Annotated in this window: 22 protein-coding genes; 9 read left to right on the forward strand and 13 right to left on the reverse strand. The window is 69.4% G+C overall.

Annotated elements, in window-relative coordinates; all coding sequences use genetic code 11:
* Positions 1-225: 225 nt before the first annotated feature.
* From V5F49_RS12655 to V5F49_RS12675, 5 genes are all read right to left on the reverse strand, one after another.
* Entirely contained in the window at positions 226-2346 is a 2121-nt protein-coding gene (locus V5F49_RS12655) for a molybdopterin-containing oxidoreductase family protein (RefSeq protein ID WP_394115458.1), read from the reverse strand.
* Between the two features lie 56 nt (positions 2347-2402).
* The gene (locus V5F49_RS12660; protein ID WP_394115457.1) at positions 2403-3146 is read right to left on the reverse strand and encodes a TerC family protein; all 744 of its coding nucleotides are present in this window, start codon (positions 3144-3146) and stop codon (positions 2403-2405) included.
* Between the two features lie 151 nt (positions 3147-3297).
* The gene (locus V5F49_RS12665) at positions 3298-3999 is read right to left on the reverse strand and encodes a TerC family protein (RefSeq protein ID WP_394115456.1); all 702 of its coding nucleotides are present in this window, start codon (positions 3997-3999) and stop codon (positions 3298-3300) included.
* A gap of 159 nt (positions 4000-4158) precedes the next feature.
* Positions 4159-4581 carry a nucleoside-diphosphate kinase gene (ndk, locus tag V5F49_RS12670; RefSeq protein WP_394115455.1) on the reverse strand — a complete coding sequence of 141 codons (423 nt, stop codon included), beginning with the start codon at positions 4579-4581 and terminating at the stop codon, positions 4159-4161.
* Between the two features lie 123 nt (positions 4582-4704).
* Positions 4705-5331 carry a TetR/AcrR family transcriptional regulator gene (locus V5F49_RS12675; protein WP_394115454.1) on the reverse strand — a complete coding sequence of 209 codons (627 nt, stop codon included), beginning with the start codon at positions 5329-5331 and terminating at the stop codon, positions 4705-4707.
* Positions 5332-5461: 130 nt separating this feature from the next.
* Here V5F49_RS12675 and V5F49_RS12680 point away from each other — a divergent pair, with 130 nt between their 5' ends.
* The 3 genes from V5F49_RS12680 (at position 5462) to V5F49_RS12690 (ending at position 8215) form a co-directional block, all read left to right on the forward strand.
* On the forward strand, positions 5462-6448 hold the full coding sequence (locus V5F49_RS12680) for an aldo/keto reductase (protein WP_394115453.1): 987 nt from the start codon (positions 5462-5464) through the stop codon (positions 6446-6448).
* Between the two features lie 167 nt (positions 6449-6615).
* Complete coding sequence (locus V5F49_RS12685; RefSeq protein WP_394115452.1) at positions 6616-7632, forward strand: sulfate ABC transporter substrate-binding protein; 1017 nt, start codon at positions 6616-6618, stop codon at positions 7630-7632.
* A gap of 229 nt (positions 7633-7861) precedes the next feature.
* On the forward strand, positions 7862-8215 hold the full coding sequence (locus V5F49_RS12690; protein ID WP_394115451.1) for a (2Fe-2S) ferredoxin domain-containing protein: 354 nt from the start codon (positions 7862-7864) through the stop codon (positions 8213-8215).
* A 42-nt stretch (positions 8216-8257) separates the two neighbouring features.
* Here V5F49_RS12690 and V5F49_RS12695 read toward each other — a convergent pair whose 3' ends face one another.
* The 3 genes from V5F49_RS12695 to V5F49_RS12705 are packed head-to-tail and all read right to left on the reverse strand — an operon-like array spanning position 8258 to position 11290.
* A complete protein-coding gene (locus V5F49_RS12695; protein ID WP_394115450.1) occupies positions 8258-9418 on the reverse strand; it encodes a response regulator in 1161 nt (386 codons plus the stop codon).
* Positions 9418-9855: a response regulator gene (locus V5F49_RS12700; protein WP_394115449.1), complete on the reverse strand. Its 438-nt coding sequence runs from the start codon at positions 9853-9855 to the stop codon at positions 9418-9420. Before V5F49_RS12700 ends, V5F49_RS12695 begins: the two co-directional genes overlap by 1 nt.
* Positions 9848-11290 (reverse strand): sensor histidine kinase, encoded by a 1443-nt coding sequence (locus V5F49_RS12705; RefSeq protein ID WP_394115448.1) that lies wholly within the window; start codon positions 11288-11290, stop codon positions 9848-9850. The genes V5F49_RS12700 and V5F49_RS12705 overlap by 8 nt, the downstream gene beginning before the upstream one ends.
* Before the next feature lie 273 nt (positions 11291-11563).
* On the opposite strand from V5F49_RS12705, the gene V5F49_RS12710 reads away from it, so the two are divergent.
* Positions 11564-12961 carry a glutamine synthetase family protein gene (locus V5F49_RS12710; RefSeq protein WP_394115447.1) on the forward strand — a complete coding sequence of 466 codons (1398 nt, stop codon included), beginning with the start codon at positions 11564-11566 and terminating at the stop codon, positions 12959-12961.
* A gap of 97 nt (positions 12962-13058) precedes the next feature.
* Positions 13059-14165 carry a polyamine ABC transporter substrate-binding protein gene (locus V5F49_RS12715; protein WP_394115446.1) on the forward strand — a complete coding sequence of 369 codons (1107 nt, stop codon included), beginning with the start codon at positions 13059-13061 and terminating at the stop codon, positions 14163-14165.
* Positions 14166-14279: 114 nt separating this feature from the next.
* Here the strand turns inward: V5F49_RS12715 and V5F49_RS12720 are convergent, their stop codons facing one another.
* Both V5F49_RS12720 and V5F49_RS12725 read right to left on the reverse strand, forming a co-directional pair.
* The gene (locus V5F49_RS12720) at positions 14280-15413 is read right to left on the reverse strand and encodes a DegT/DnrJ/EryC1/StrS family aminotransferase (protein WP_394115445.1); all 1134 of its coding nucleotides are present in this window, start codon (positions 15411-15413) and stop codon (positions 14280-14282) included.
* Between the two features lie 163 nt (positions 15414-15576).
* Positions 15577-16575, reverse strand: a complete 999-nt coding sequence (locus tag V5F49_RS12725; RefSeq protein ID WP_394115444.1) for a Gfo/Idh/MocA family protein — start codon at positions 16573-16575, stop codon at positions 15577-15579.
* Positions 16576-16819: 244 nt separating this feature from the next.
* Here V5F49_RS12725 and panD point away from each other — a divergent pair, with 244 nt between their 5' ends.
* Positions 16820-17269: an aspartate 1-decarboxylase gene (panD, locus tag V5F49_RS12730; protein WP_394115443.1), complete on the forward strand. Its 450-nt coding sequence runs from the start codon at positions 16820-16822 to the stop codon at positions 17267-17269.
* Here the strand turns inward: panD and V5F49_RS12735 are convergent.
* The 3 genes from V5F49_RS12735 to V5F49_RS12745 all read right to left on the reverse strand — a co-directional run bounded on the left by V5F49_RS12735 (position 17253) and on the right by V5F49_RS12745 (position 19646).
* A complete protein-coding gene (locus tag V5F49_RS12735; RefSeq protein WP_394115442.1) occupies positions 17253-17894 on the reverse strand; it encodes an outer membrane protein in 642 nt (213 codons plus the stop codon). The two genes, panD and V5F49_RS12735, sit on opposite strands and share 17 nt — an antisense overlap.
* Positions 17895-18090: 196 nt before the next feature.
* Positions 18091-18786, reverse strand: a complete 696-nt coding sequence (locus V5F49_RS12740) for an outer membrane protein (RefSeq protein WP_394115441.1) — start codon at positions 18784-18786, stop codon at positions 18091-18093.
* Positions 18787-19034: 248 nt separating this feature from the next.
* Positions 19035-19646, reverse strand: coding sequence for an outer membrane protein (locus tag V5F49_RS12745; protein ID WP_394115440.1), 612 nt, complete (start codon positions 19644-19646; stop codon positions 19035-19037).
* A 269-nt stretch (positions 19647-19915) separates the two neighbouring features.
* Here V5F49_RS12745 and uvrC point away from each other — a divergent pair, with 269 nt between their 5' ends.
* The 3 genes from uvrC (at position 19916) to moaD (ending at position 23213) form a co-directional block, all read left to right on the forward strand.
* Positions 19916-22219 carry an excinuclease ABC subunit UvrC gene (uvrC, locus tag V5F49_RS12750; RefSeq protein ID WP_394115439.1) on the forward strand — a complete coding sequence of 768 codons (2304 nt, stop codon included), beginning with the start codon at positions 19916-19918 and terminating at the stop codon, positions 22217-22219.
* Positions 22220-22308: 89 nt separating this feature from the next.
* Positions 22309-22965, forward strand: coding sequence for a CDP-diacylglycerol--glycerol-3-phosphate 3-phosphatidyltransferase (pgsA, locus tag V5F49_RS12755; protein ID WP_394115438.1), 657 nt, complete (start codon positions 22309-22311; stop codon positions 22963-22965).
* A complete protein-coding gene (gene moaD / locus V5F49_RS12760) occupies positions 22962-23213 on the forward strand; it encodes a molybdopterin converting factor subunit 1 (protein ID WP_394115437.1) in 252 nt (83 codons plus the stop codon). The genes pgsA and moaD overlap by 4 nt, the downstream gene beginning before the upstream one ends.
* Positions 23214-23216 lie beyond the last annotated feature (3 nt).

Below are 23216 nucleotides of genomic sequence, written 5' to 3' on the forward strand. Positions count from 1 at the left end.
GGCGGAGGAGCTGTGTGAGTCCGCCTGGAGACCGCCGGGGCTCTCAGTCCTATCTCCGGCGCGCACGCCGCGTTGCCATGGCGGCACCGCTCCCGCGAGGCGCAGGCCGTGGCCGCCTGGCCAGCCTCGAACTCGCCAGTCGCGATCTGGCCAGCCCCGATCTGGCCGGTCTCGAGCGGGCGACAGTCGGGACGCGCCGTCGGATCTTCGGCGCGCGGCATGGCGTCAGCGGTCCAGCCGCTCCACCCGCACCCGGTTGTCATGAAACGCCGCGCCGCCCACCGGCGCAACCGGGTCGGCGCCGGTCAGCGTGTTGATGCCGCGCCCGCCGCGATGGGCGCCGGCGGGCTGGATCTGCTCCGACACCACCACGCCGCGCCGCACGCCGTCGAACAGGCGCGCGATCAGCTCCACCCGCCCGCGCGGGTTCTCCACCGCCACGAGGTCGCCCTCGGCGATGCCGAGGCCTGCTGCGTCCTCCGGATGGATGAGGAGCGAGGGAGCGCCCTCCCGCGCCTGCGAGGTGGGGGTCTCGGTGAAGGAGGAATTGAGGAAGTTGCGCGCCGGCGCCGTCACCAGCCGGAACGGATGGGCGGCGGTGGGCTCCTCGATCACCGCCCAATGGTCGGGCAGGGCCGGCATGTCCGCCACCGGGCCGAACTTGGCCGGGGCGGGGAAGGCGAGGGCGGGCCAGTCCACCGCGAAGTGGAAGCGCTTGTCGCGATGGCCGAAGCCTGTGAGGAAATGCGCTTCCTCGAACGGCTTCGCCACATCGATGAAGCCGGTCTCCTCCAGCACGTCGAGGCCGGGCCGCCCGCTCTCGCGCAACGTCCAGTCGATCAGCTCTCGCGCGCTCATGGCGAAGCCCGGGTGGCTGGCGCCGAGGCGCTCGGCCAGCGCGCAGACGACATCATGGTTGGAGCGGCACTCGCCCGGCGGCTCCACCAGCTTCGGGCCGAGCTGGATGTGGGGGTGCCCGCCGGACTGGTAGATGTCGTCATGCTCGGTGAACATGGTGGCCGGCAGCACCACGTCGGCCATGCGGGCGGTGTCGGTCATGAACTGCTCGTGCACCGCCACGAACAGGTCGTCGCGGGCAAAGCCGGCGCGCACCTTCTCCTGCTCGGGCGCGATCGCCACCGGATTGGTGTTCTGGATGAACAGGGCGGCCACCTTCGGCCCGCCGGCAAGCGCATCCTGCTCGCCCATCAGCACCGGGCCGATGCGCGACTGGTCGAGCTGGCGCACGCGCGGGTCGAGGGCGTCGAGCCCCTCGATCATGCCCTTGCGCCAGCCATAGCCGCCGGACATGGAGTGCAGCGCGCCGCCGCCCTCGTGCTGCCAACTGCCGGCCACCACCGGAATGGAGGCGACGGCATGCATGTTCACCGCCCCGTTGCGCGAGCGCGAGAAGCCGTAGCCGATGCGGAAGAAGGCGCGCGGCGTGGTGCCGACGAGGCGGGCATAGGCCTCGATCTGGGTCGTCTCCAGCCCGCAGATGGCCGAGGCCCAGGCCGGCGAGCGATCCTTCAGGTGCGCCTCCAGCGCCTCGGTATCGCGGGCGTAGCGCTCCAGATAGGCGCGGTCGGCGAGGCCGTCGCGGAACAGCACATGCATCACCGCGCAGGCCAGCGCCCCGTCGGTGCCCGGGCGGATCAGCAGGGGAATGTCCGCCTGCTCCATGGTGGGGGTGCGATAGACGTCCACCACCGCGACCCTGGCGCCGCGCTCCTTGCGGGCGCGGGCGGCGTGGGTCATCACGTTGACTTGGGTGGAGACGGCGTTGGTGCCCCACAGGGTGATGAGGTCGGAGGCCGCCATCTCGCGCGGGTCGGCGCCGGAGATGCGCCCCGCCCCGGCCATGTAGCCGCTCCACGCCGGGTTCACGCAGATGGTGGCGAAGAAGCGGGAATAGCCCTTGGCGTTCGTCAGCCGGTTGATGCCGTCGCGCATCACCAGGCCCATGGTGCCGGCGTAGTAATAGGGCCAGACCGACTGCGCCCCGTGCTCCCGCTCTGCGGTGAGCAGGCCCGCGGCCACGCGGTCGAGCGCCTCGTCCCAGGAGATGCGGGTGAACGCGCCCGAGCCCTTGGGTCCGGTGCGCAGGAGGGGGTGCGTGATCCGGCCGGGATGGTTGGCCCGCTCCGCATAGCGCGCCACCTTCGCGCAGATGACGCCGGCCGTGTAGGTCTGCTCGCGCGCGCCGCGCACCCGGCCGATGCGGCCGTCGGACATCACGTCCACCTTCAGGGAGCAGGTGGAGGGGCAGTCGTGGGGACAGACGGAGGCGCGGGTCTCCACCACCTTGAGGGAGGCGGGGGACGTGTTCGGGGCATGCACGTTCATGCCGGCGAAGATAACGGGGGCGACGGCGGGCGTCGCCCCACATTTTCGCGGGCGGCTCAGGCGCCGTGCCCGGCCTCGGCGTCACGGGCCCGGGCGCGGCCGCGCAGCAGGTATCCCGCGCCCAGCACCAGCGCCGCGCCCACCACGCTCGCCACATAATGAGGCAGGGCGGCCGGGTGCATGCCGTGCTCGTCCACCTTCACCAGCGACGGGTCGAGGTGCTGCAGGTAGTTCATGGCCATCACGTCGCCCACCAGCATCTCGCCGGCGATCCAGCCCAGCAGCGCGGCCCCGGCCCAGATCAGGATCGGGAAGCGCGTGAGCAGGGTGAGCAGCAGCTGCGAGCCGAAGATGATGAGCGGGATGGTGAGCAGCAGGCCGAACACGAACAATTCCCAGTGCCCGCGGGCGGCGGCGGCGATGGCCACCACATTGTCGAGGCTCATCACCGCATCGGCGATGGCGATGGTGCGCACCGCCTTGAACAGGCTGTCGGAGGCGGCGACCTCATGGGCCTCGCCGTCATTGTCGGTCACGAGCTTGATGGCGATCCAGAACAGGAGCAGGCCGCCCACCACCTTCAGGAACGGCACGCCCAGCAGCACCGTGACCGCGAGCGCGAACAGGATGCGCAGCCCCACTGCGGCGCCCGCGCCCAGGAGGATGCCCCACTTGCGCTGGCTCGGCGGCAGGGAGCGGCAGGCGAGGGCAATGACCACCGCGTTGTCGCCCGACAGCAGCAGGTCGATCCAGATGATCTGCAGAAGCGAAACCCAGAAGGTCGGCGCGGTGAAATCCATAGGTCCACTCCCGGCTGCGCAGAGCATCGCCCGGCCACGCGGCCGCGTGACGGTCCCCAGCCGATGCTTATGTGGCGATGCGTCAATGACGTTACGTTATTTGAAAGGCAAGAAAAAGGGGCCTGCGACGGCCCCTTTTTGCCCACGGCTGTCAGGCCGCGGCGTCGTCCTGCGCGCGGGCGTGCCGCAGGCGGCGCAGCCCGAGGGCGATGCCGACCACCAGCACCGCGCCGGCCGCCGAGACGATGCGGTGCAGGTGCTCGGTGGTCTCGGCGCCGATCCGCTCGATGATGGCCACGTCGCCGAGCAGCATCTCCCCCGCCACCCAGCCGAGCAGGGCGGCGCCGGCCCAGACCAGCAGCGGGAAGCGGTCGATCAGCGCCATCACCAGCGAGGAGCCGGCGACGATCAGCGGAATGGAGATGGCGAGCCCGAACACCAGCAGCATCCAGTTGCCATCGGCGATGGCGGCGACCGCCACCACATTGTCGAGGCTCATCACCACGTCGGCGATGGCCACCGTCCCGACCGCCTTCCACAGGCTGTCGGAGGCCTCGACCGCCTCGTCGCCGCCCTCGGCGGGCGCGGCGAGATCCACCGCGATCCACATGAGCGCCAGCGAGCCGACGAGCTTCAGCCACGGCAGCGCCAGCAGCGTGGCGACGACGCCGGTAAAGAGAATGCGCAGCACGACGGCGACGCCCGCCCCCAGCACGATGCCCATGCGCCGTGCCTTCTCGGGCAGCGAGCGGCAGGCAAGCGCGATGACCACCGCGTTGTCGCCGGACAACAGGACGTTGATCCAGATGATCTGGAGCAGCGCCAGCCACAGGACTGGGGACTCGAGCGACATGGTTCCTACCCCGGACCGTTTTTGTATTCTGCGTCTTGTGCGCGGTATTTTGGATTTTGACGCAACGCTAACCTGACGCAGGGTCCGCTCTCAAGCAAAACCGGACACCGCAGCGCACCAATTCGTTCGCGCGCCGCGGAATCCGTACCGGAAAACCGGTCAGCCGACGATTTCGTTGCCGGCGAAGAACTGGGCGATCTCGACGCCGGCGTTCTCCACGCTGTCCGAGCCGTGGGCCGAATTGGCCTCGATGGACTCGGCGAAGAGCTTGCGGATGGTGCCGTCCGCCGCATTGGCGGGGTTGGTGGCGCCCATCACGTCGCGATACTTCGCGACCGCGTTCTCGCCTTCCAGCACCTGCACCACCACCGGGCCGGAGGTCATGAAGGCCACGAGGTCGCCGAAGAAGGGACGCTCGCGGTGCACGCCGTAGAAGGTCTCGGCCTGCTCGCGGGTCATGCGGACGCGCTTCTGGGCCACGATGCGCAGGCCAGCGCTCTCGATCACCGCGTTGATGGCGCCGGTGAGGTTGCGACGCGTGGCGTCGGGCTTGATGATCGAGAAGGTGCGCTCGATCGCCATGGGAACCGTCCTGTCTGTTCTGGGGATTGCATTGCCGCGACCCTCGGTCACGGATGGCGCGGTTCCTAGCAGCCGCTGCCGGGCGGGGCAAGGGAAGCGGCCCCGCGCCGCCCGGGGCAGGGATCAGGCCCGGCCCAGCACCGCGTCGATGGCCCGCTCCACCGTCTGCCCCGCATCGAACGCCACCGGCACGCCGAGCACGCGCGGCCAGAACAGCGGCTCCTTGATGGCGCCGAGGAATTGCGCGGCGGCGAGCGCCGGGTCCGCCACGGCGAGCCGCCCCTCGGCGGCGAGCGCGGTGAAATACGCCGTCAGCCCCTTCAGCGCCGGTGCCTTGCCGACGGCGAAATAGGCCTGCGACAGCTCCGGAAAGCGCGGCGCCTCGGCGATCACCAGCCGCAGCAGGGGGATGACATCCGGCCGGTCCCAGTGGGCGGATAGCCCCGCCACATAGGCGCGCAGCACTGTCCGCGGGTCACCCGCGGTGGCGGCGGGCAGCAGCGGCGCGCGGGTGAGATGCGACCAGGCCTCGTCGATGACCGCCGAGAACAGCTCCGCCTTGCCGGGAAAGTGCTGGTAGAGCGTGCGTTTCGACACCGGCGCGGCGGCCGCCACCGCATCCATGGAGGTGGCGCCGTAGCCGCGCTCGATGAACAGCCGGCGCGCGGCGGCGCGGATGCGGGGCTGCGTGCCCCGGCGGTCGGGGCGGGGCTGCGGCGCGTCGGGTCCGGGCTGTGCGGCGGCGGACACGTCTGGGCGCGCGGCCGGGCCCGGGGGGGAAGGGCTCTCGCTTGACATAAGTAAACTATACAGTGTAGTTTACATTCATGGCCGGCGACGGTGCGCCCGGCCGTTCTCCAACATTCATATGAGGTCCCCCATGGACCACCGCTCCCTCGGTCGCTCGGGTCTGTCCGTGTCCGCCATCGGCCTCGGCTGCATGGGCATGTCCGAATTCTACGGCCCCAGCGATGACGAGCAGTCGCTGGCAACCCTAGCAGCCGCCCTCGACCTCGGCATAAATTTCTTCGACACTGCCGACATGTACGGCGTGGGCCACAACGAGCGGCTCATCGGCCGCTTCCTCGAGGGCCGGCGCGATCAGGTGGTGCTCGCCACCAAGTTCGGCAACGTCCGCGGGCCCAACGGCGAGCGCCTGGGCGTCAACGGCGCGCCGGACTATGTGCGCGCCGCCTGCGATGCCAGCCTGTCGCGGCTCGGCATCGACACCATCGATCTCTACTACCAGCACCGCGTGGACCCCAACACGCCCATCGAGGAGACCGTGGGCGCCATGAAGGGGCTGGTGGAGGCGGGCAAGGTCCGCTTCCTCGGCCTGTCCGAATGCTCGGTGGCGACCCTGCGGCGCGCCCACGCGGTGCATCCCATCACCGCGGTGCAGATCGAGTACTCCCTGTGGAGCCGTGATCCGGAAGTGGAGATGCTGGAAGCCTGCCGCGAGCTGGGCATTTCCTTCGTCGCCTATTCCCCGCTCGGGCGCTCCTTCCTCACCGGCGCGGTCACCGCCCCGGACGCGCTGGCGCCCGACGATTTCCGCCGCGCCAACCCGCGCTTCAGCGGCGATGCGCTGGCGCACAATCTTGCGCTGGTGGAGGCCCTGAAGGAGTTCGCCGCCACCAAGGGCGCCACCAGCGCCCAGATCGCGCTCGCCTGGATCCTCAACAAGCAGGACCACGTGATCCCGATCCCCGGCACCCGGCGCCTGAAATACCTTGAAGAGAATGTGGCGGCGACCGCCATCCGCCTCTCGGGCGAGGAGATCGCCACCCTCGACGCGCTGTTCGCGCCCGGGGCGGTGGCCGGCGCGCGTTATCCCGAGGCCGGCATGGCCATGCTGAACCTGTGAGCGGACACCGGCCGCGCCACCCTGGGGCGCGGCCGGATGCCGTTCCGTCAGTTTCTCGCGGAATGTTGGCCGGCGGTGGTTCACACGCCCGATTTCACATGCTAGGACAGGTGCATGTGGAAAACACAGTTCACCATTTGTGAAATGTGAAAATCGGAGCTGGTCCCATGATCTCCCGCCGCGCCCTCCTTGCCACCGCGTTCGCCGGCCTGGCCGCCCTCGGCGCCGCGCCGGCGCTGGCCCAGCAGGGGCCGAACTCGCTGCTGAACGTGTCCTATGACATCTCGCGCGAGCTGTTCACCGCCGTGAATGCCGAGTTCATCCCCTTCTGGAAGCAGAAGACCGGCCAGGAGCTGACCGTGAACCAGAGCCACGCCGGCTCCTCGCGGCAGGCGCGCGCCATCATCGAGGGGCTGGAGGCGGACGTGGTGACCTTCAACCAGGTCATCGACGTGGATACCCTCGCCAAGGCCGGCTACGTGGCCAAGGACTGGGCGTCGAAATTCCCCAACGCCGCCTCGCCCTACTATTCCTTCCCCGCCTTCCTGGTGCGCGCCGGCAACCCGAAGAACATCAGGGACTGGTCGGACCTGGTGCGGGACGACGTGAAGGTCATCTTCCCCAATCCCAAGACCTCCGGCAACGCGCGCTACACCTATCTCGCCGCCTACGCCTACGCGCTGGAGCAGAACAAGGGCGACAGCGCCAAGGCCGATGCCTTCGTGCAGAAGCTGCTCGCCAACGTGCCGGTGTTCGACACCGGCGGCCGCGCCGCCACCACCACCTTCGTGGAGCGCGAGACCGGCGACGTTCTGGTGACCTTCGAGGCGGAGACCCGCACCATCGAGGGCCTCTACCCCGACCGCAAGCTTCAGACCCTCGTTCCTTCCGTCAGCCTGCTCGCCGAGTTCCCGGTGGCGGTGGTGGACAAGGTGGTGGACAAGCGCGGCTCGCGCGCCGCCGCCACCGCCTATCTCGAGTTCCTCTACTCCCCGGCCGGCCAGACGGTGGCCGCCAAGTCGTTCCACCGGGTGGTGGACCCCAAGGTGGCGGCCGAGTTCAAGGACCAGTTCCCGCCGGTGCGCCTCGTGAAGGTGGAGGACGTGTTCGGCGGCTGGCAGAAGCTGCAGGCGGAGCATTTCGCCTCCGGCGGCAAGCTGGACACCCTGTTCGTCGCCCGCTGAGGCGTTCCGATCCGACCCGCACGGGCGCGGTGACTCACGCTGCCGCGCCCGTGTCGCGTTTGCGACCCCTGTCGGGTTTGGCCGGGAATGGGCAAGGGCGGTCCGCCCGCTCGATTCCGGTGCGCCGGGAGCAAGTCTTTGCAATCATTCCAGTCTGAGGCCCAGACGCGGCGACGGCACACATCTTGAAAGGACGGCGGACCAGCCCCACGAACAGCCGCGAGCCGTCATGTCCGAAGCCGCCGAAGCCGAAGTCCTCGACATTCCGCAGGTCTATACCCACCACGTCTTCTGCTGCTTCACGCAGCGCCCGCCCCAGCATCCGCGCGGCTCGTGCGGCGCCAACGGCGCCCAGCCCCTGTGGGAGCGCCTGGGCAAGAAGCTGGAGGCCTCCGGCCGGCGCGACATCGCCATGACCTCCTCGGGCTGCCTCTCCTTCTGCCAGGCCGGGCCCATCATGGTCGTCTATCCGCAGGGCATCTGGTACACGCCCCGTACCCCCGAAGACATCGACGAGATCGTGGAGAGCCACCTCCTCGGCGGCAAGCCGGTGGAGCGGCTCATCGTCGTTCCGCGCGTCTGAGCTCCCGGGCCGGCGCGGGAGCCGGGCCCTCGGGCCCGTCCGTCAGGCCGCGCCGCCCTCGGTGAGGCGGAAGGAGAGGCGCACGCAGGTGCCTTGAGGGCGTGCGTCCAGCGTCGGCTCGGTGCCGAGCTTGGTGGCCATGGCGCGCACGATGCGCGTGCCGAGGCCGCCGGCGCCGTCCGCCCGCGGCCAGTCGTCCGGCGGCGCCGCCGCGCTTCCTTCCACCGGCCGGGGCAGGCCGGCGCCGTCGTCCTCCACCGTGAAGTCCACCCGCTCGCCGCGCCGCTTCAGCGCCACCCGCACCGGCCCCTCGCCGGCGGGATAGGCGTACTTCATGGCGTTAATCACCAGCTCGGTGGCGATGATGCCCACCGCCACCGCCCGGTCGGGGTCGATGTGGATCGGGTCGGCATCGACGGAAAGGCGGATGCCGCCGTGCTCGCGCTGGGCGGAGACCTGCAGGTCGTCGAGCAGGGAGTTGATGTACTGGTCCAGCGCCACCGTGGCGATCTGGTCCGAGGTGTAGAGCCGCCGGTGCACCTGCGCCACCGCCGAGACGCGGTTGCGCGCGGCGTTCAGCGCCTCCTTGACCTGCCCGTCGCCGGTGGCGCTGGCCTGCACGTTCAGCAGCGAGACGATGATCTGCAGCGAGTTGCCGACCCGGTGGTTCATCTCGCGCAGCAGCAGCGCCCGCTCGGCCGCGAGCGCCTCGAACCGGTCGCGGGCGGCGCGGATCTCGGCCTCCGCCGCCTCGTGGGCGCGGCGCATGCGCACCTGCTCCACCGCCGCGACGAAGGCGGCGCGCAGTAGCTCCACGAAATCCGCCTGCACCTCCTTCACCACATAGTCGGCGGCCCCGGCCTTCAGCGCCGCGACGGCGAGCCGGCCGTCCTGCGCGCCGGTGACGTAGACCACCGGCGGCGGCGTCTCGAGGGCGCGGATGGCGCGCAGGGTGGTGATGCCGTCCTGCCCCGGCATGTAGTGGTCGAGGGCCACCACGTCGAAGCGCTCCGCGGCGATGCGCGCCAGCCCCTCCTCGCCGGATGCGGCCAGCACCACCTCGAAGCCGAGCCGCCCGAGCTGGCGCTGGACGAGGCGCCCGAGCGCGGGGTCGTCGTCCACATAGAGCACGCGCAGCGGCACCGGCGGCGCGCCGGGCGCCGTCTGGACGGGTGCGGACGGCTCGGCCCCGACGCTGTCCATCAGTCGGCCTCCGGCACCTGGATCACCGAGAAGAACAGGCCAAGCTGGCGGATCGCATTGGCGAAGCTCTCGTAGTTCACCGGCTTCGTCACATAGACGTTGGCGCCCAGATCGTAGCACCGCTGGATCTCCACCTTGTCGTCCGTGGTGGTGAGCACCACCACCGGGGAGCGGCGCAGGTGCTCGTTGCTCTTGATGCGGGCGAGGATGTCCACCCCGGCCATGTCCGGCAGGTTGAGGTCGAGCAGCACCAGCAGCGCGCGGCCGCTGTGCTCGCACCCGGAGCCGTCCGGCCCGAACAGGAACTGGGTCGCGCTGGTGCCGTCGGAGAAGGCGAGGATGTCGTTGCGCACCCCGGCGCGGCGGATGTTCTTCTCGATGAGGCGCGCGTGTCCTTCGTCGTCCTCGATCATCACGATGGTGACGTGCTCAGTCATGGTCCTTCAGTCCGTTGGGGGAGGGCAGGCGACGGGGCAGCGTCACCCGGAAGGTGCTGCCCGCGCCCAGCGTGGAATCCAGCGAGATGAGGCCGCCCATGCGGCGCACGGTGGCCCGCACGTGGGCAAGGCCGATGCCCTCGCCCGGCCGATCCTGCCGCCCGGAGCGGCGGAACAGCTCGAACACCCGGCCGCGGTCCTTGGGATCGATGCCGCGGCCGTTGTCGCGCACCTGGAAGGTGACGAAGCCGGGGGTGGGCACGCAGCTCACCTCGATCCGCCCCGGCTCCTCGTCGCGCAGGTATTTCAGGGCGTTGTCGAGCAGGTTGGTGAAGACCTGCTCCAGCGCCAGCCGGTCGGAATGGATCACCGGCAGCGGGCCGATGACGATCTCGGCGCCACGCTCGATCAGCTGGTGGGCCATGGAATCGCGGATGGCGGTCACCAGCGCGGTCACGTCGACGTCGGTGGGCAGGAACTCCTTCCGCCCCTCGCGCGACAGGGCGAGGATGGCGTGGATCAGGCGGTCCATGCGGTTGATGGAGGTCTTGATGAAGCCGAGCGCCTCCTCGAACTCCGCCGCCAGCGCGGCGTCGGCCGCGGTGTCCTCGCCGGCCGAGGCGCGCAGCCGGGCCAGGCGCTCGAACAGCTCGGTGCGCATGGTCTCGATCTCGCTGGTGAAGCCCATGATGTTCACCAGCGGCGAGCGCAGGTCGTGGCTGACGATGTAGGCGAAGCTCTGGATCTCGTCGTTGGCTTCCTTCAGGTCGGCGGTACGCTCGGCCACGCGGCGCTCCAGCCCGGCGTTGGCGGCGGCGAGCTCGCGCTGCGCCTCCTCCAGCGCGCCGATGGTGCGGCGGTTGATCTGCACCGCCGCCACCCCGAGCCCGAGCACCAGCACGAAGCCGAGCGCGCTCACTGCGGTCAGCCAGTTGCCGCTGCCCTGCGAGGCGGCGGTGCGCTCCTCCAGCAGGCGGCCCTCCGCCGCCTTCATCTCCATCAGCAGGATGCCGAGCCGCGACATGGCGCCCTCGGTGCGATCGGCGCGCAGGCCGGCGAGCGCGCCCTCCGCGTCGCCGGAGCGGCGCTGGGCGATGGCGGCGTCGAAATCCGCCAGCCGGGCGGCGAGCAGTGGCCGGGCCTCGGTCACGCGGGCCTGCTGGGCGGGATTGTCGAGGGTGAGCGCGCCGATCTCCTCCAGCGTCGGTGTCGTGCGCGCCTTCGATTCTTCATAGAAGCGCAGGTAGCCGTCGGTCCCGGCGATCAGATAGCCCCGCTCGGCGCTCTCGGCGCGGCGGATCATGATCTGCATCTGCGAGATGGCGTTCATCACCTTGAGGGTGTGGGCGACGGCGGCGGCGTCGTCCTGCGCGCGGTTCACCAGCGTGACCGCGGCACCGCTGATGATGACCAGCACTGCCAGGCCGAGAGCCATCAGAAGCGTCGGCGCTGGAACGCGGACGCGTCGCCTCGCGCCGCCCGCCGCCGTCTCCGTCATCGCCAGCTCCATGCCTGCTCCCGGTCCCTTCCTTCCCCTCGCGCCCCGGGATCGCCGGCATGCTCCGGCATGGCCTGCGCCATGCCGAAACATGGCGGGACCGGCGGCCGGGGCACCCCGCCACCAGGGTCATAATCATCGCCACGCTTGAAGGTTCCCGAGCTTCGCGCTTGGATGTGGCTTGTGCGTCGCTTTTTTGATTGGAGTATCATGCCGGCCTCAGTTTCCGGCTGCAGACCCGAGGACACCGCGCCGGCCGAGGCCGCGGACGAGGTCGCTGCCTATTTGTCCACGTACGGTGAGCCGGACGTGGTGGAAGTCCTTCTGCCCGATACGTCGGCGGTCCTCCGGGGCAAGTGGATCCCCGGAACCGCCATCCGCAAGATCTGGAAGGACGGGGTCGCGATCCCCCTCTCCATCTTCGGACTGGATATCTGGGGCTGCGAAGTTGACGCAACGGAAATCCATCTGGAGACCGGCGACAAGGACGGCCTGTGCTGGCCGGTGCCGGGCACGCTGAAGCCGGTGCCGTGGGCGCCGCGGCCCACCGCGCAGGTGCTCATCACCATGCACGAGCCCGACGGCTCCGCCCGCGGCGCGCCGTGGAAGCTCGATCCGCGCCAGCAGCTGGCCGCCATCGTGGACCGCTTCTCCGCCCGTGGGCTGACGCCGTGCGTCGCCTTCGAGCTGGAATTCTACCTGCTGAAGCCATCCGCCACGCCCGGGGCGCCGCCGGAGCCGGTGTTTCCCGCCAGCGGGCAGGCACGGCAGAACATGTATGCCATGTCCGACCTCGACGCCTTCGCCGAGGTGCTGCACGACATGCGCGCCGCCTGCGCCGCCCAGGGCCTGCCGGCGGACACGGTGATCTCTGAGGCCGCGCCCGGCCAGTTCGAGGTGAACCTCTATCACCGCGCCGATCCTTTGGCGGCGGCCGACGACGCCATACTGCTGCGCCGGCTCATCGACGGCGTCGCGCGTCGCCACGGCCTGCGCGCCACCTTCATGGCCAAGCCGCTGACGGACTTCGCCGGCAACGGCATGCATGTGCACGTGAGCCTGATGGAGGGCGACACCAACCTGTTCGGGCGCCCGGACGGGGTGGGCGACACCGCGCTGCGCCACGCCGCCGGCGGCATGCTCGCCACCATGGCCGACCTGACGCTGATCTTCGTGCCGAGCTTCAACGGCTACCGTCGCCTCGTGCCCGGCAGCTACGCGCCCACCTCGGTGAGCTGGGGCTACGACAACCGCTCGGTGGCGGTGCGCGTGCCCAACGGGCCGCCGGCCGCCCGCCGGCTGGAGCATCGCATCGCCGGGGCGGAGGCTCATCCTCATCTCGTGCTCGCCGCCATCCTCGCCGGCATGCTGGAGGGGCTGGAGCGGGAGATCGAGCCGCCCGCCCCCCTCACCGGCAATGCCTACGACCACGACGCCGAGCTCCTCTCCCCCGACATGGCGGTGGCGGTGGAGCGCTTCGCCCGCTCGGAGTTCGTCGGCCGGGCCTTCGGCGCGGACTACCGGCGCATCTACGCCGTCATGAAGCGCGAGGAGATGGCCGCCTTCACCCGCGTCGTCCTGCCGCTGGAGTACGAAACCTACCTGTGAGCAAAGCTGTTTCCTGTTGAGCGCATCGGCGCGAGCGAATAGCCTTTTTATTCAGGGGACGGACACAAGATCCTCCCCCTTCAGAGGAGAACGGCGGATGCGTCGTCATATCGTAGCGGCACTCCTGTGCGCCACGTTCGGCTTTGCCGGCGCGGCTTCGGCGCAGGAGAAGGTCGTCAATGTCTTCAACTGGTCCGATTACATCGACCCCACGGTGCTCGAGGATTTCACCAAGGAAACGGGCATCAAGGTCCGCTACGACGTCTTCGACAGCAACGAGGTGCTGGAGACGAAGCTGCTCGCCGGCAAGACCGGCTATGACGTGGTCGTGCCCTCCGGCTCGTTCCTGCAGCGCCAGATCAAGGCCGGCATCTTCATCCCGTTCGACAAGGCCAAGATCCCCAACCTGCAGTACGCCTGGCCGGAAGTGGTCTCGCGCCTCGCCGTGTACGACCCCGGCAACGCCCATGCCGTGAACTACATGTGGGGCACCACCGGCATCGGCTACAACGCCGACAAGGTGAAGGAACGCCTCGGCGACGTGCCCATGAACACCTGGGACATCGTGTTCAAGCCGGAGAACCTCTCCAAGCTCAAGGACTGCGGCGTCTACTTCCTCGACGGCCCGGAGGAGGTGATCCCCTCCGCCATGAAGTATCTGGGGCTTGATCCCAACTCCAAGAGCTCGGAAGACATCGCCAAGGCCGGCGAGCTGCTGATGAAGGTTCGCCCGTTCATCAAGAAGTTCGATTCCTCGGGCTACATCAACGCCCTGGCGCGCGGCGACATCTGCATCGCGGTGGGCTGGTCGGGTGACGTCTTCCAGGCGAAGACCCGCGCCGCCGAAGCCGCCAAGAAGACCAAGAAGCCGCCGGTGAACGTGGAGTACGCCATTCCGAAGGAAGGCGCGCTCATGTGGTTCGACAACTTCGCCATCCCCAAGGATGCGAAGAACATCGACAACGCCCTCACCTTCATCAACTACATGATGAAGCCCGAGGTTGCTGCGAAGAACTCCAACTACATCTCCTATGCCAACGGCAATCTGGAGTCGCAGAAGTTCATCGACAAGGAGATCCTGAACAACCCGAACATCTACCCCGACAAGGAGACGTTCAGCCGGCTGTTCATCGTCACCACCAACGACGCGCCGGTGCAGCGGGTCATCACCAAGACCTGGAACACCTTCAAGCGCGGGAAGTAGGCCCACCTGAGGATGGCGGCCGGGCGACCGGCGCCGGGCCTCGGAAACACCAACGGCGGGACCTCGGGGTCCCGCCGTTTTTTATTTTACACCAGTATGTTGCCTTGGCTGCCCTCAGCCCTTCAGCCCCCGCCGCACCGCATCGACGATGCGGTCCTGCGTCGCCTCGTCGAGATAGGCGTGCATGGGCAGGGAGATGACCTCCTCGGCCAGGGTCTCGCACACCGGCAGGATGGCGCCGGCGGCCGGGTAGTGCTTGTAGGCCGGCTGCAGGTGCATGGGCAGGCGGTAATAGACGGCGGTGGGCACGCCCTCGGCCTTGAGCTTCTCGGCGAGGCCGTCGCGCACGCCGGGGGCGAGGCGGAGCGTGTATTGCGCCCACACCGAGGTGGCGCGCGGGTCCACCACCGGCACGGTGGCCACATCGCGCAACATCGCGTTGTAGCGCATGGCCACGCGGTCGCGCGCCGCGATCTCCTCCTCGAAGATGGCGAGCTTCTCCAGCAGCACCGCGGCCTGGATGGTGTCGAGCCGCGCGGTCATGCCGATGCGCACGTTCTGGTACTTGTCCACGCCCTGGCCGTGCTCGCGCAGGCTCTTGAGCACGGTCACGAGCTCGGCGTCGTCGGTGAGGATGGCGCCGCCGTCGCCGTAGCAGCCGAGCGGCTTGGCCGGGAAGAAGGAGGTGGCGGTGGCATCGCCGATGGAGCCGGTGCGCTTGTTGTTCCAGGTGCCGCCGAAGCCCTGGGCGGTGTCGCACAGCACCTTCAGCCCATGCTTCTCGGCGATCGGCAGGATGGCGTCATAGTCCGCCGGCTGGCCGAACAGGTCCACCGGGATCACCACGCGCGGGGTCAGCCCCTGCTCGATCGCGACCTGGATGGCCTGTTCCAGGCTCTCCGGGTCCATGTTGAATGTGTCTTCCTGCACGTCCACGAACACCGGGCTTGCACCCAGATACGGCACCACCTCGGCGGTGGCGCAGAAGGTGAAGGCGGGGCAGAACACCGCGTCGCCGGGCTTCACGCCCCACGCCATCAGCAGCAGCGCCAGCGCATCGGTGCCGCTGGAGCAGGAGACGGCGTATTTCGCGCCGGCGAAGGCGGCGAGCTTCTCCTCGAACTGGGTCACCTCCGGCCCGTTGATGAAGCGGCAGGACTGGAGCACGGACTGGACCGCGTCGTCGATGCGGCGGCCGATGCGCGCGCGCTGGGCGGCGAGGTCGATGAAGGCGATGGGAGAGGTCATCTCGGATCCCTGACAGGTGTCCCGGAGGAGGGGGCGGCCGCGCCGCAGCGCCGGCCGGGCCGGCGGGAAGGGGGCGGGGCCGGGCGGAGGGCCGGGGCAAAGACCCTGAAGGTCGAGCCGGAAGGCGGGCCGGCGCGGAAGCCAGATCCGCGCCGGGGCCGGCTCAGCCGGCGGCGAGGCGGCGCTTGGCCTGGGCCGGCGCGGCGCCGGGCAGGCAGGAGATGGCGATCTCGAGGCTCGAGACGCCTTCCTCGCCCGTCACCTCCGGCGAGCGGCCGGAGCGCACGGCGGCGAGGAAATTCTCCAGCTCGGCCCGCAGCGGCTCGGCATAGGCCACCGGCAGGTGCCGGGTGGAATAGGAGCCGTCCGGCCGGTAGTCGAAATGCTCGGTCACCTGGCGGGTGAGGAGATCGCCGATCACGTACTTCTTCGAGGTCGCCACGTGCACCGTGCGCGCCTTGAAGGGGGTGAGCCAGTTGGTGTTGATGTGCGCCAGCACGCCGGAGGCGGTGCGGAACTGCAGCAGCGCGATGTCCTCGCGCTCGGCGAGCGCGGCGGATGTCTGGGGCTGCACCTCCAGGATGTCCGAGCCGGTGAACCAGCGGATCAGGTCGATGTCGTGCACGGCGAGGTCGATCACCACGCCCACGTTCGACATGCGCGGCGGGAACGGGCCCACCCGGGTGATGGCGATGGAGAGCAGGTTCTCGTCGCGGATGGCATCCTTCACCGCCCGCACGGCGGGGTTGAAGCGCTCCACGTGGCCGATCATCAGCGTGACGCCCTTGTCGCGGGCGGCGGCGACGATCTCGCGGCCTTCCTCGGCGGTGGAGGCGATGGGCTTCTCCACCAGCACCGAGCAGCCAGCGCCGATCACGTCCAGCGCGATGGTGTGGTGCAGGTGGGTGGGGGCGGCCACCACCACGGCATCGAGGCCGAGGTCGAGAAGGGCGCGGTGGTCGCCCACCGCCTTGCAGCCGAGGAAATTGGCCACCCGCTGCGCCTGCGCCTGGTCCGGGTCCGCCACCGCCACCAACTCGGCGCCAGGAAGCTCTGCCAGGACACGGGCATGGTTCGAGCCCATGATGCCGATGCCCGTGACGCCGATGCGCACCGGGCGGTTCAGGGCGCGCTCCGTTCCGGGCGCTGCCGTATGAGCCATTTCAGCCCTCATCAATCGTTAGCGAAGCGGGCTCCTAGCATGATCATAGGCGCAAAGGCGAGGAGCCGCGTCAAATCCACGGGCGTGGCACGTTCAAGAATTGCATCCCCATGTTACGGCCGCCAGCACGGCCGCCCGCGCAAGACATGACCGCCGCCGGGGTGGCGCCGGGTGCGAAACCGCTTTCCCCGCGGCTCCGGAAGCCCTATCACAGCCCGCCTTTTGAACGGGAGGGGCCGCCTTGATGCGCAAGATCGTCGCCGGCAAGCTGCACGGCATCACCGTGACCGGGGCCGACCTGAACTACCACGGCTCCATCACGCTCGACCCCGAGCATTGCGAGCAGGCCGGCATCCTGCCGCTGGAGTTCGTGGAGATCTGGAACCGCAATTCCGGCGCCCGCATCTCCACCTATGTGATTCTCGGTGAGCGCGGCTCGCGCTGCTGCGTGCTGAACGGGGCGGCCGCGCGCACCTGCCAGCCGGGCGACCAGGTGATCATCTGCAATTCGGTCTATGTGGCGGAGGGCGAGATCGTCTCGCTGCGCCCGCGCGTGCTCACCTTCGACGGCGACAACCACGTCACCGGCCGCCTCACCTATGAGGTGACGCGCGACGACGATGGCGAGTACCGCTTCGCCATCCGCGACGAGAGCGGAGCGGAGAAGCCGGTCCCGCTCAGAACTTGTAGTTGATGCCCACCTTCGCGGTCTGGCTGGTGACGCCGCTGCTCAGGCCGAGCGCGTCATACGTCTTGGAGCCGAGGTCGGTGTAGAGATACTCGGTCTTGGCGGTCCAGTGCTCGGTCAGCGCATATTCGATGCCGGCGCCGGCGGTCCAGCCCGTCAGCGTCTGCGACTGGCTCGCGCCCGGGATCGAGATGGAATTGTTGCCCCAGGCAAGGCCGCCCGTCACATAGGGCAGCACCGGCCCGAACGCATAGCCCAGGCGCCCGCGCACCGTGCCCAGCAGGTCGAGGCTGCTCGACAGGCCGGGGGCGCCGGCGCTGATGCCGCCGCCGGCGATGTCGGCCTCGATGCCGGCCACCACATTGTTCGCGAACTGGTAATTGTACCCGGCCTGTCCCCCCGCGAGCCAGCCCTTGGGATCGATGCCGGCAACGCCCAGCGCATCCTGCCCCGAGCCCCAGGCATAGCCGGCCGAGCCGCCGATGTAGAAGCCGGTCCAGGAGAACACGGGGGCGGGCACCGCCACCGGCGCCTTCACCGGCGGAGCGGCCGGGCGCGCCACGTCGGCCGCATGCGCAGGCATCGCCGCCAGAAGGGCGAGCGTGGCAGCGCAGAACGCAATCCGCTTCATGGACGGCTCCCGGGCACAGGGGCGTGGCACGCGACCACGGACCCCGAGCCTCGCCGGCCCGGTCGGCGGGGTGATGGCGCGTCCAAGGCAAAGCCGTGGCGATGTGCCGCAACCGCTCACGTTTGCGTGCGCCCAGAACAAGAAAAGGGCCCCCGGCGCATGCCGGGAGCCCCTTCTGCAGGTGCCGAAGCGGGGATCAGAACTTGTAGTTCACGCCCAGCTTGGTGGTGCTGATGTTGGTGCCGACCGAGAGCTGGTCGCCGTTGAGGAAGGTGGTGTTGGAGTCGCTGAAGCCGAGGTACAGGTACTCGGCCTTGACGGTCCAGTTGTTGGTGATGGCGTACTCGACGCCGGCGCCGACGGTCCAGCCCCACTTGGTGTTGTCGTAGTTCACCAGGAAGGGGTCGGAGTAGTTGGTCTTCACCCAGGCCGCGCCGCCCGTGATGTAGGGCAGGAAGCGGTCGATCGCATAACCGGCGCGGGCGCGGATGGTGCCGAAATAGTCGACGTTCTGGTTCACGATGGCGCCACCCACGGGGCCGGCCACCAGGGTCGAGGTCTTGCCGATGTCGGCCCAGTCGAGATCGGCCTCGACGCCGAGCACGACGTTGTTGGCGAACTGGTAGTTGTAGCCGACCTGCAGACCGCCGACGAAGCCGTTCGAGCTGCCGAGGCCGTAGGAGAAGGTGGGCAGGCCGAAGGGGGTGTAGTTATAGCTGTTGTCAGCCCAGCCCCAACCGACGTTGCCGCCGATGTAGAAACCGGTCCAGGAGAAGACCTGCACGGGGATGGGCGCCGCCTTCACGGGATAGCGGGTCGACAGATCCGCCGCAGACGCAGAGCCGGCGAGAAGAGCGAGGGCGGTGGCGCCCAGAAGTGCACGCTTCAACATGAGATTTACCTTCGTTGTTTCATCCGGCCTGACCTGAGGGTCCGTGCCGGAAGGGTGGTTCCTTATTACAGGCCCGGGCGGCGGGCGTCTGTAGCGCATGTGCCACACCGGAAAAATCAAACCCGGCAGAGATGTGGCAAAAACCTAACCGTGCTTCAGATGTGGGACAAAGGCCTGGGTAAAAGATGGCGGCTATGAGATCTGCTCTATGTTTTGCCGCAATTCTTCACCCAGCGTCACGGTTGAGATCAGAAGCGATAATTCACACCTGCACGCAGAATATTGGCATCGAGTCCGCTGACGACGGGGCCGGCAAGGGTCCCATAGGTTGCAGAGCCAAGGTCTACATACAGATATTCAAGCTTGGCGCTCCAGTTGCGGTCCACCGCATACTCGGCGCCGACGCCCAGCGTCCATCCGGTGAGGTTGGCGGAGGAGGTGAGGCCGAAGAAATCGGCATTGCCCTGGCCATAGGCGAAGCCGCCGGTGCCGTAGACCAGCGCGCGGTCGAACGAATAGCCGAGGCGCGCGCGCACGGTGCCGAAATAGCCGAGGCCGACGCCGCCGCCGGACATGCCCGAGTAGTTGATGTCGGTCTCGATGCCGAGCACGAACGGGCTGCCGAACTGGAAATTGTAGCCCGCCTGCAGGCCGGCGATGAAGCCGCCGGGGTCGCCGAAGGAGGTGGTGCCCCAGCCGTAGCCGGCGTTGCCGCCCACGTAGAAGCCGGTCCAGGTGAAGGCCGCGACGGGCTGCACGTAGGGCGCCGGATAACGGCCGCTGAGATCGGCCGCGACCGCCGGGGCGGCGAGGCCAAGCCCGGCCAGTACGGCGGCGGATGCAAGCAGGCGGGAACGCATGAACTCTTCCTCCTTCAGCCGGCCTCTCACGCCGGTATCGAGGTCACACTCTCAGACGAATCTTGCGCATTCCTGTCTTCCGCCCGCCTCCGGCCGGAATGCCTAATGCGCTGTTAATCCACCAAGCCGTTGAAACGCATGGAGAAGTGCGCGCCTCCTGCCTCAGGCGGGGCTGCGCCGTCCACTTTCGGCTGCAGAAATGGTTGAGGGGGTGTTAAGGCGCGCGGGGGGCGTTTCCATCTGGCGCCCGCGGGCATTACATACGGCCCATGACCGCACGACGCCCCACAGACCCGCCCGAGATCGCCCTCGCCCGCGCGGCGCAGGCCGAGCCGCCGCCGGAAGCCGGAGAGGCGGATGAGGGCGAGGACGAGGCCGTGCTCGTGCTCGATGCGGGGGAAGCGCCTCTGCCCGGCGCCGAAAGCCTCGCCACCGGCCGGGACGCCATCGTGCGCGCGGCGAAGCTGGCGCCGGCGGGGCCGGGCGTCTACCGCATGATCGCCGGTGACGGCACGGTGCTCTACGTGGGCAAGGCCAAGAGCATCAGGAAGCGGGTGCTCAGCTATACCCGTCCGGTGGGCCACACCAACCGCATCGCGCGGATGATCGCGGCGACCGCCAGCATGGAGTTCGTCTCCACCCGCACCGAGCCGGAAGCGCTGCTGCTGGAGGCCAACCTCATCAAGCAGCTGAAGCCGCGCTTCAACGTGCTGCTGCGCGACGACAAGTCGTTTCCCTACATCCTCATCACCGCCGATCACGTCTCGCCGCAGATCGCCAAGCATCGCGGCGCGCGCAGCCGGCCGGGGGACTATTACGGCCCGTTCGCCAGCGTGTGGGCGGTGGATCGCACCATCAACGCGCTGGAACGCGCGTTCCTGCTGCGCTCCTGCTCGGACAGCTATTACGAGAACCGCACGCGGCCGTGCCTGCTCTACCAGATCAAGCGCTGCGCCGGCCCCTGCACGGGGGAGATCAGCCACACCGACTACGCCGAGCTGGTGCGCGAGGCCCGCGCCTTCCTGTCCGGCCGCTCGCGCGCGGTGAAGGAGGAACTGGCGCAGGAGATGGAGGCGGCGGCCGAGGCGCTGGAATTCGAGCGCGCAGCCCGCCTGCGCGACCGTCTCGCCGCGCTTTCCGCCGTGCAGGGCTCGCAGGGCATCAACCCGCGCGGGGTGGAGGAGGCGGACGTGTTCGCCTGCCACCAGCAGGGCGGGGCCACCTGCATCGAGGTGTTCTTCTTCCGCACCGGCCAGAACTGGGGCAACCGCGCCTATTATCCGCGCGCCGACCGTTCCCTCACCGAGGCCGAGGTGCTGGGCGCCTTCCTGTCCCAGTTCTACGAGGACAAGCCGTGCCCGCGCCTCGTGCTGCTCTCCCACAAGGTGGAGGAGCAGGCGCTCATCGCCGAGGCCCTGTCGGAAAAGGCCGGCTACAAGGTGGAGATCGCCGTGCCCCAGCGCGGCGAGAAGCGCGATCTGGTGGACCACGCGCTGCAGAACGCGCGCGAGGCGCTCGGCCGCACGCTGGCGGAAAGCGCCACCCAGGCGCGGCTGCTGGAGGGCGTCGCCGCCGCCTTCGCCCTGAAGGCCCCGCCCCAGCGCATCGAGGTGTACGACAACTCCCACATCATGGGCACCAATGCGGTGGGCGGCATGATCGTCGCGGGGCCGGAGGGGTTCCGCAAGTCGCAGTACCGCAAGTTCAACATCCGCTCGGCGGACCTCGTGCCCGGCGACGATTTCGGCATGATGCGGGAGGTGCTCACCCGTCGCTTCTCCCGCCTGCTGAAGGAGGCGCCGCGCGATGGCGGCGCACCCGTGCTTCAGCCGGACACCCCCTCGGCCCATCCCTCTCCCGCGCTTGGGGATGCCCCTCAGGCGGGCGGCGGGGAGGGGGGGGACGAGGCGGGGGCGGTCGGGTCGGCCTTGGCCACGCTCCCGGCCGTGCCGCCTCTTCCTGCCCACGGGAGGGGTGGGGCGAGAGCGGAGGACCCCGCTGCCGAGGCGTTCTCCGGGGCTGGCCCCGGCCTGTCCCCCCAAGGGACACCCGAGGCTGGCGCCGACGTGGCCGAAGACGCCCCCGACGTCCTGCCCGATGCCACCGGCGCCTCGCCCTGGCCGGATCTCGTGCTCATCGACGGCGGCCTCGGCCAGCTGAATGCGGCGCGCGCCGTGCTGGAGGAGCTGGGCATCACCGACGTGCCGCTGGTGGGCATCGCCAAGGGCGTCGACCGCGATGCCGGCCGCGAGCAGTTCTTCCTGCCCGGCCGCCCGCCGTTCCGCATGGAACCGCGCGACCCCGTGCTCTATTTCATCCAGCGGCTGCGTGACGAGGCGCATCGCTTCGCCATCGGCTCGCACCGGGCGCGGCGGAAGAAGGACATCACCGAGGCCGGGCTCCAGGCCATCCCCGGCGTGGGGCCCACGCGCAAGCGGGCGCTGCTGCGCCACTTCGGCACGCTGAAGGCCATCGAGCGCGCCTCGCTGGCGGACCTGGAGCAGGTGGACGGCATCAACGCCGGGACGGCAAAGGCGGTCTACGATTATTTCCACGAGCGGCCGGGAAGCTGACGGCGCGGCGGAAAGGCTTCCGCCCGCCGCCCCGGCGGCCTAAATAGAGCGTTCCGCGGCGCGTGCCGCGCGACCGGCGAAGGACCCCGATGGCAGAGGCAGCGACGAGATCTCCAACCGCTTCCGCGCCCGATGCTTCCGCACCGGTGCGCGGCGGGCAGGGCCATGCGCTGTCGCTGCCGAACATCCTCACCTATTCGCGCTGCGTGGCGGTGCCGCTGGTGGCGGCCTGCCTGTTCTGGTCGGACATCCTTGCCGGCGGGCTGTGGCTGCGCTGGGTGGCGCTGGCGATCTATGTCGCGGCGGCCATCACCGATTTCTTCGACGGCTACCTCGCCCGCGCCTGGTCGCAGCAATCGGCCATCGGGCGGATGCTGGACCCCATCGCCGACAAGCTCCTGGTCTCCACCTGCCTCCTGATGCTGGCCTCGGACGGCACCATCCGCGGCTGGTCCCTGTGGGCGGCCATCGTCATCCTGTGCCGGGAGATCCTGGTCTCGGGCCTGCGCGAGTTCCTGGCGGAGCTGCGCGTGTCGGTGCCGGTGTCGCGCCTCGCCAAGTGGAAGACCACGCTGCAGCTGGTGGCGGTGGGCGTGCTCATCACCGGCCCGGCCGGCGAGCAGGTGCTGCCGGGCATCAACATCGCCGGGCTGACGCTCCTGTGGGTGTCGGCGGTGCTGACGCTCTACACCGGCTATGACTATTTCCGCGCCGGCGCGCGCCATCTGGTGGAGGACGACCGGTGAAGATCCTCTACTTCGCCTGGCTGCGCGAGCGCGTGGGGATCGCCGAGGAGGAGCTCCAGCCGCCTCCCGAGGTGGCGACGGTGGCCGATCTCGCGCGCTGGCTCGCCGGGCGCGACGAGGCGCACGCCCACGCCTTCGAGAACCCCGCCGTCGTCCGCGCCGCCCTCGACCGGCGGCACGTGAAGCCGGATGCGGCCCTCGGCGCGGCACGGGAAGTGGCCTTCTTCCCGCCCATGACCGGGGGCTGAGCG

The organism is Xanthobacter lutulentifluminis (genome assembly GCF_043194675.2).
GTDB lineage: Bacteria > Pseudomonadota > Alphaproteobacteria > Rhizobiales > Xanthobacteraceae > Xanthobacter.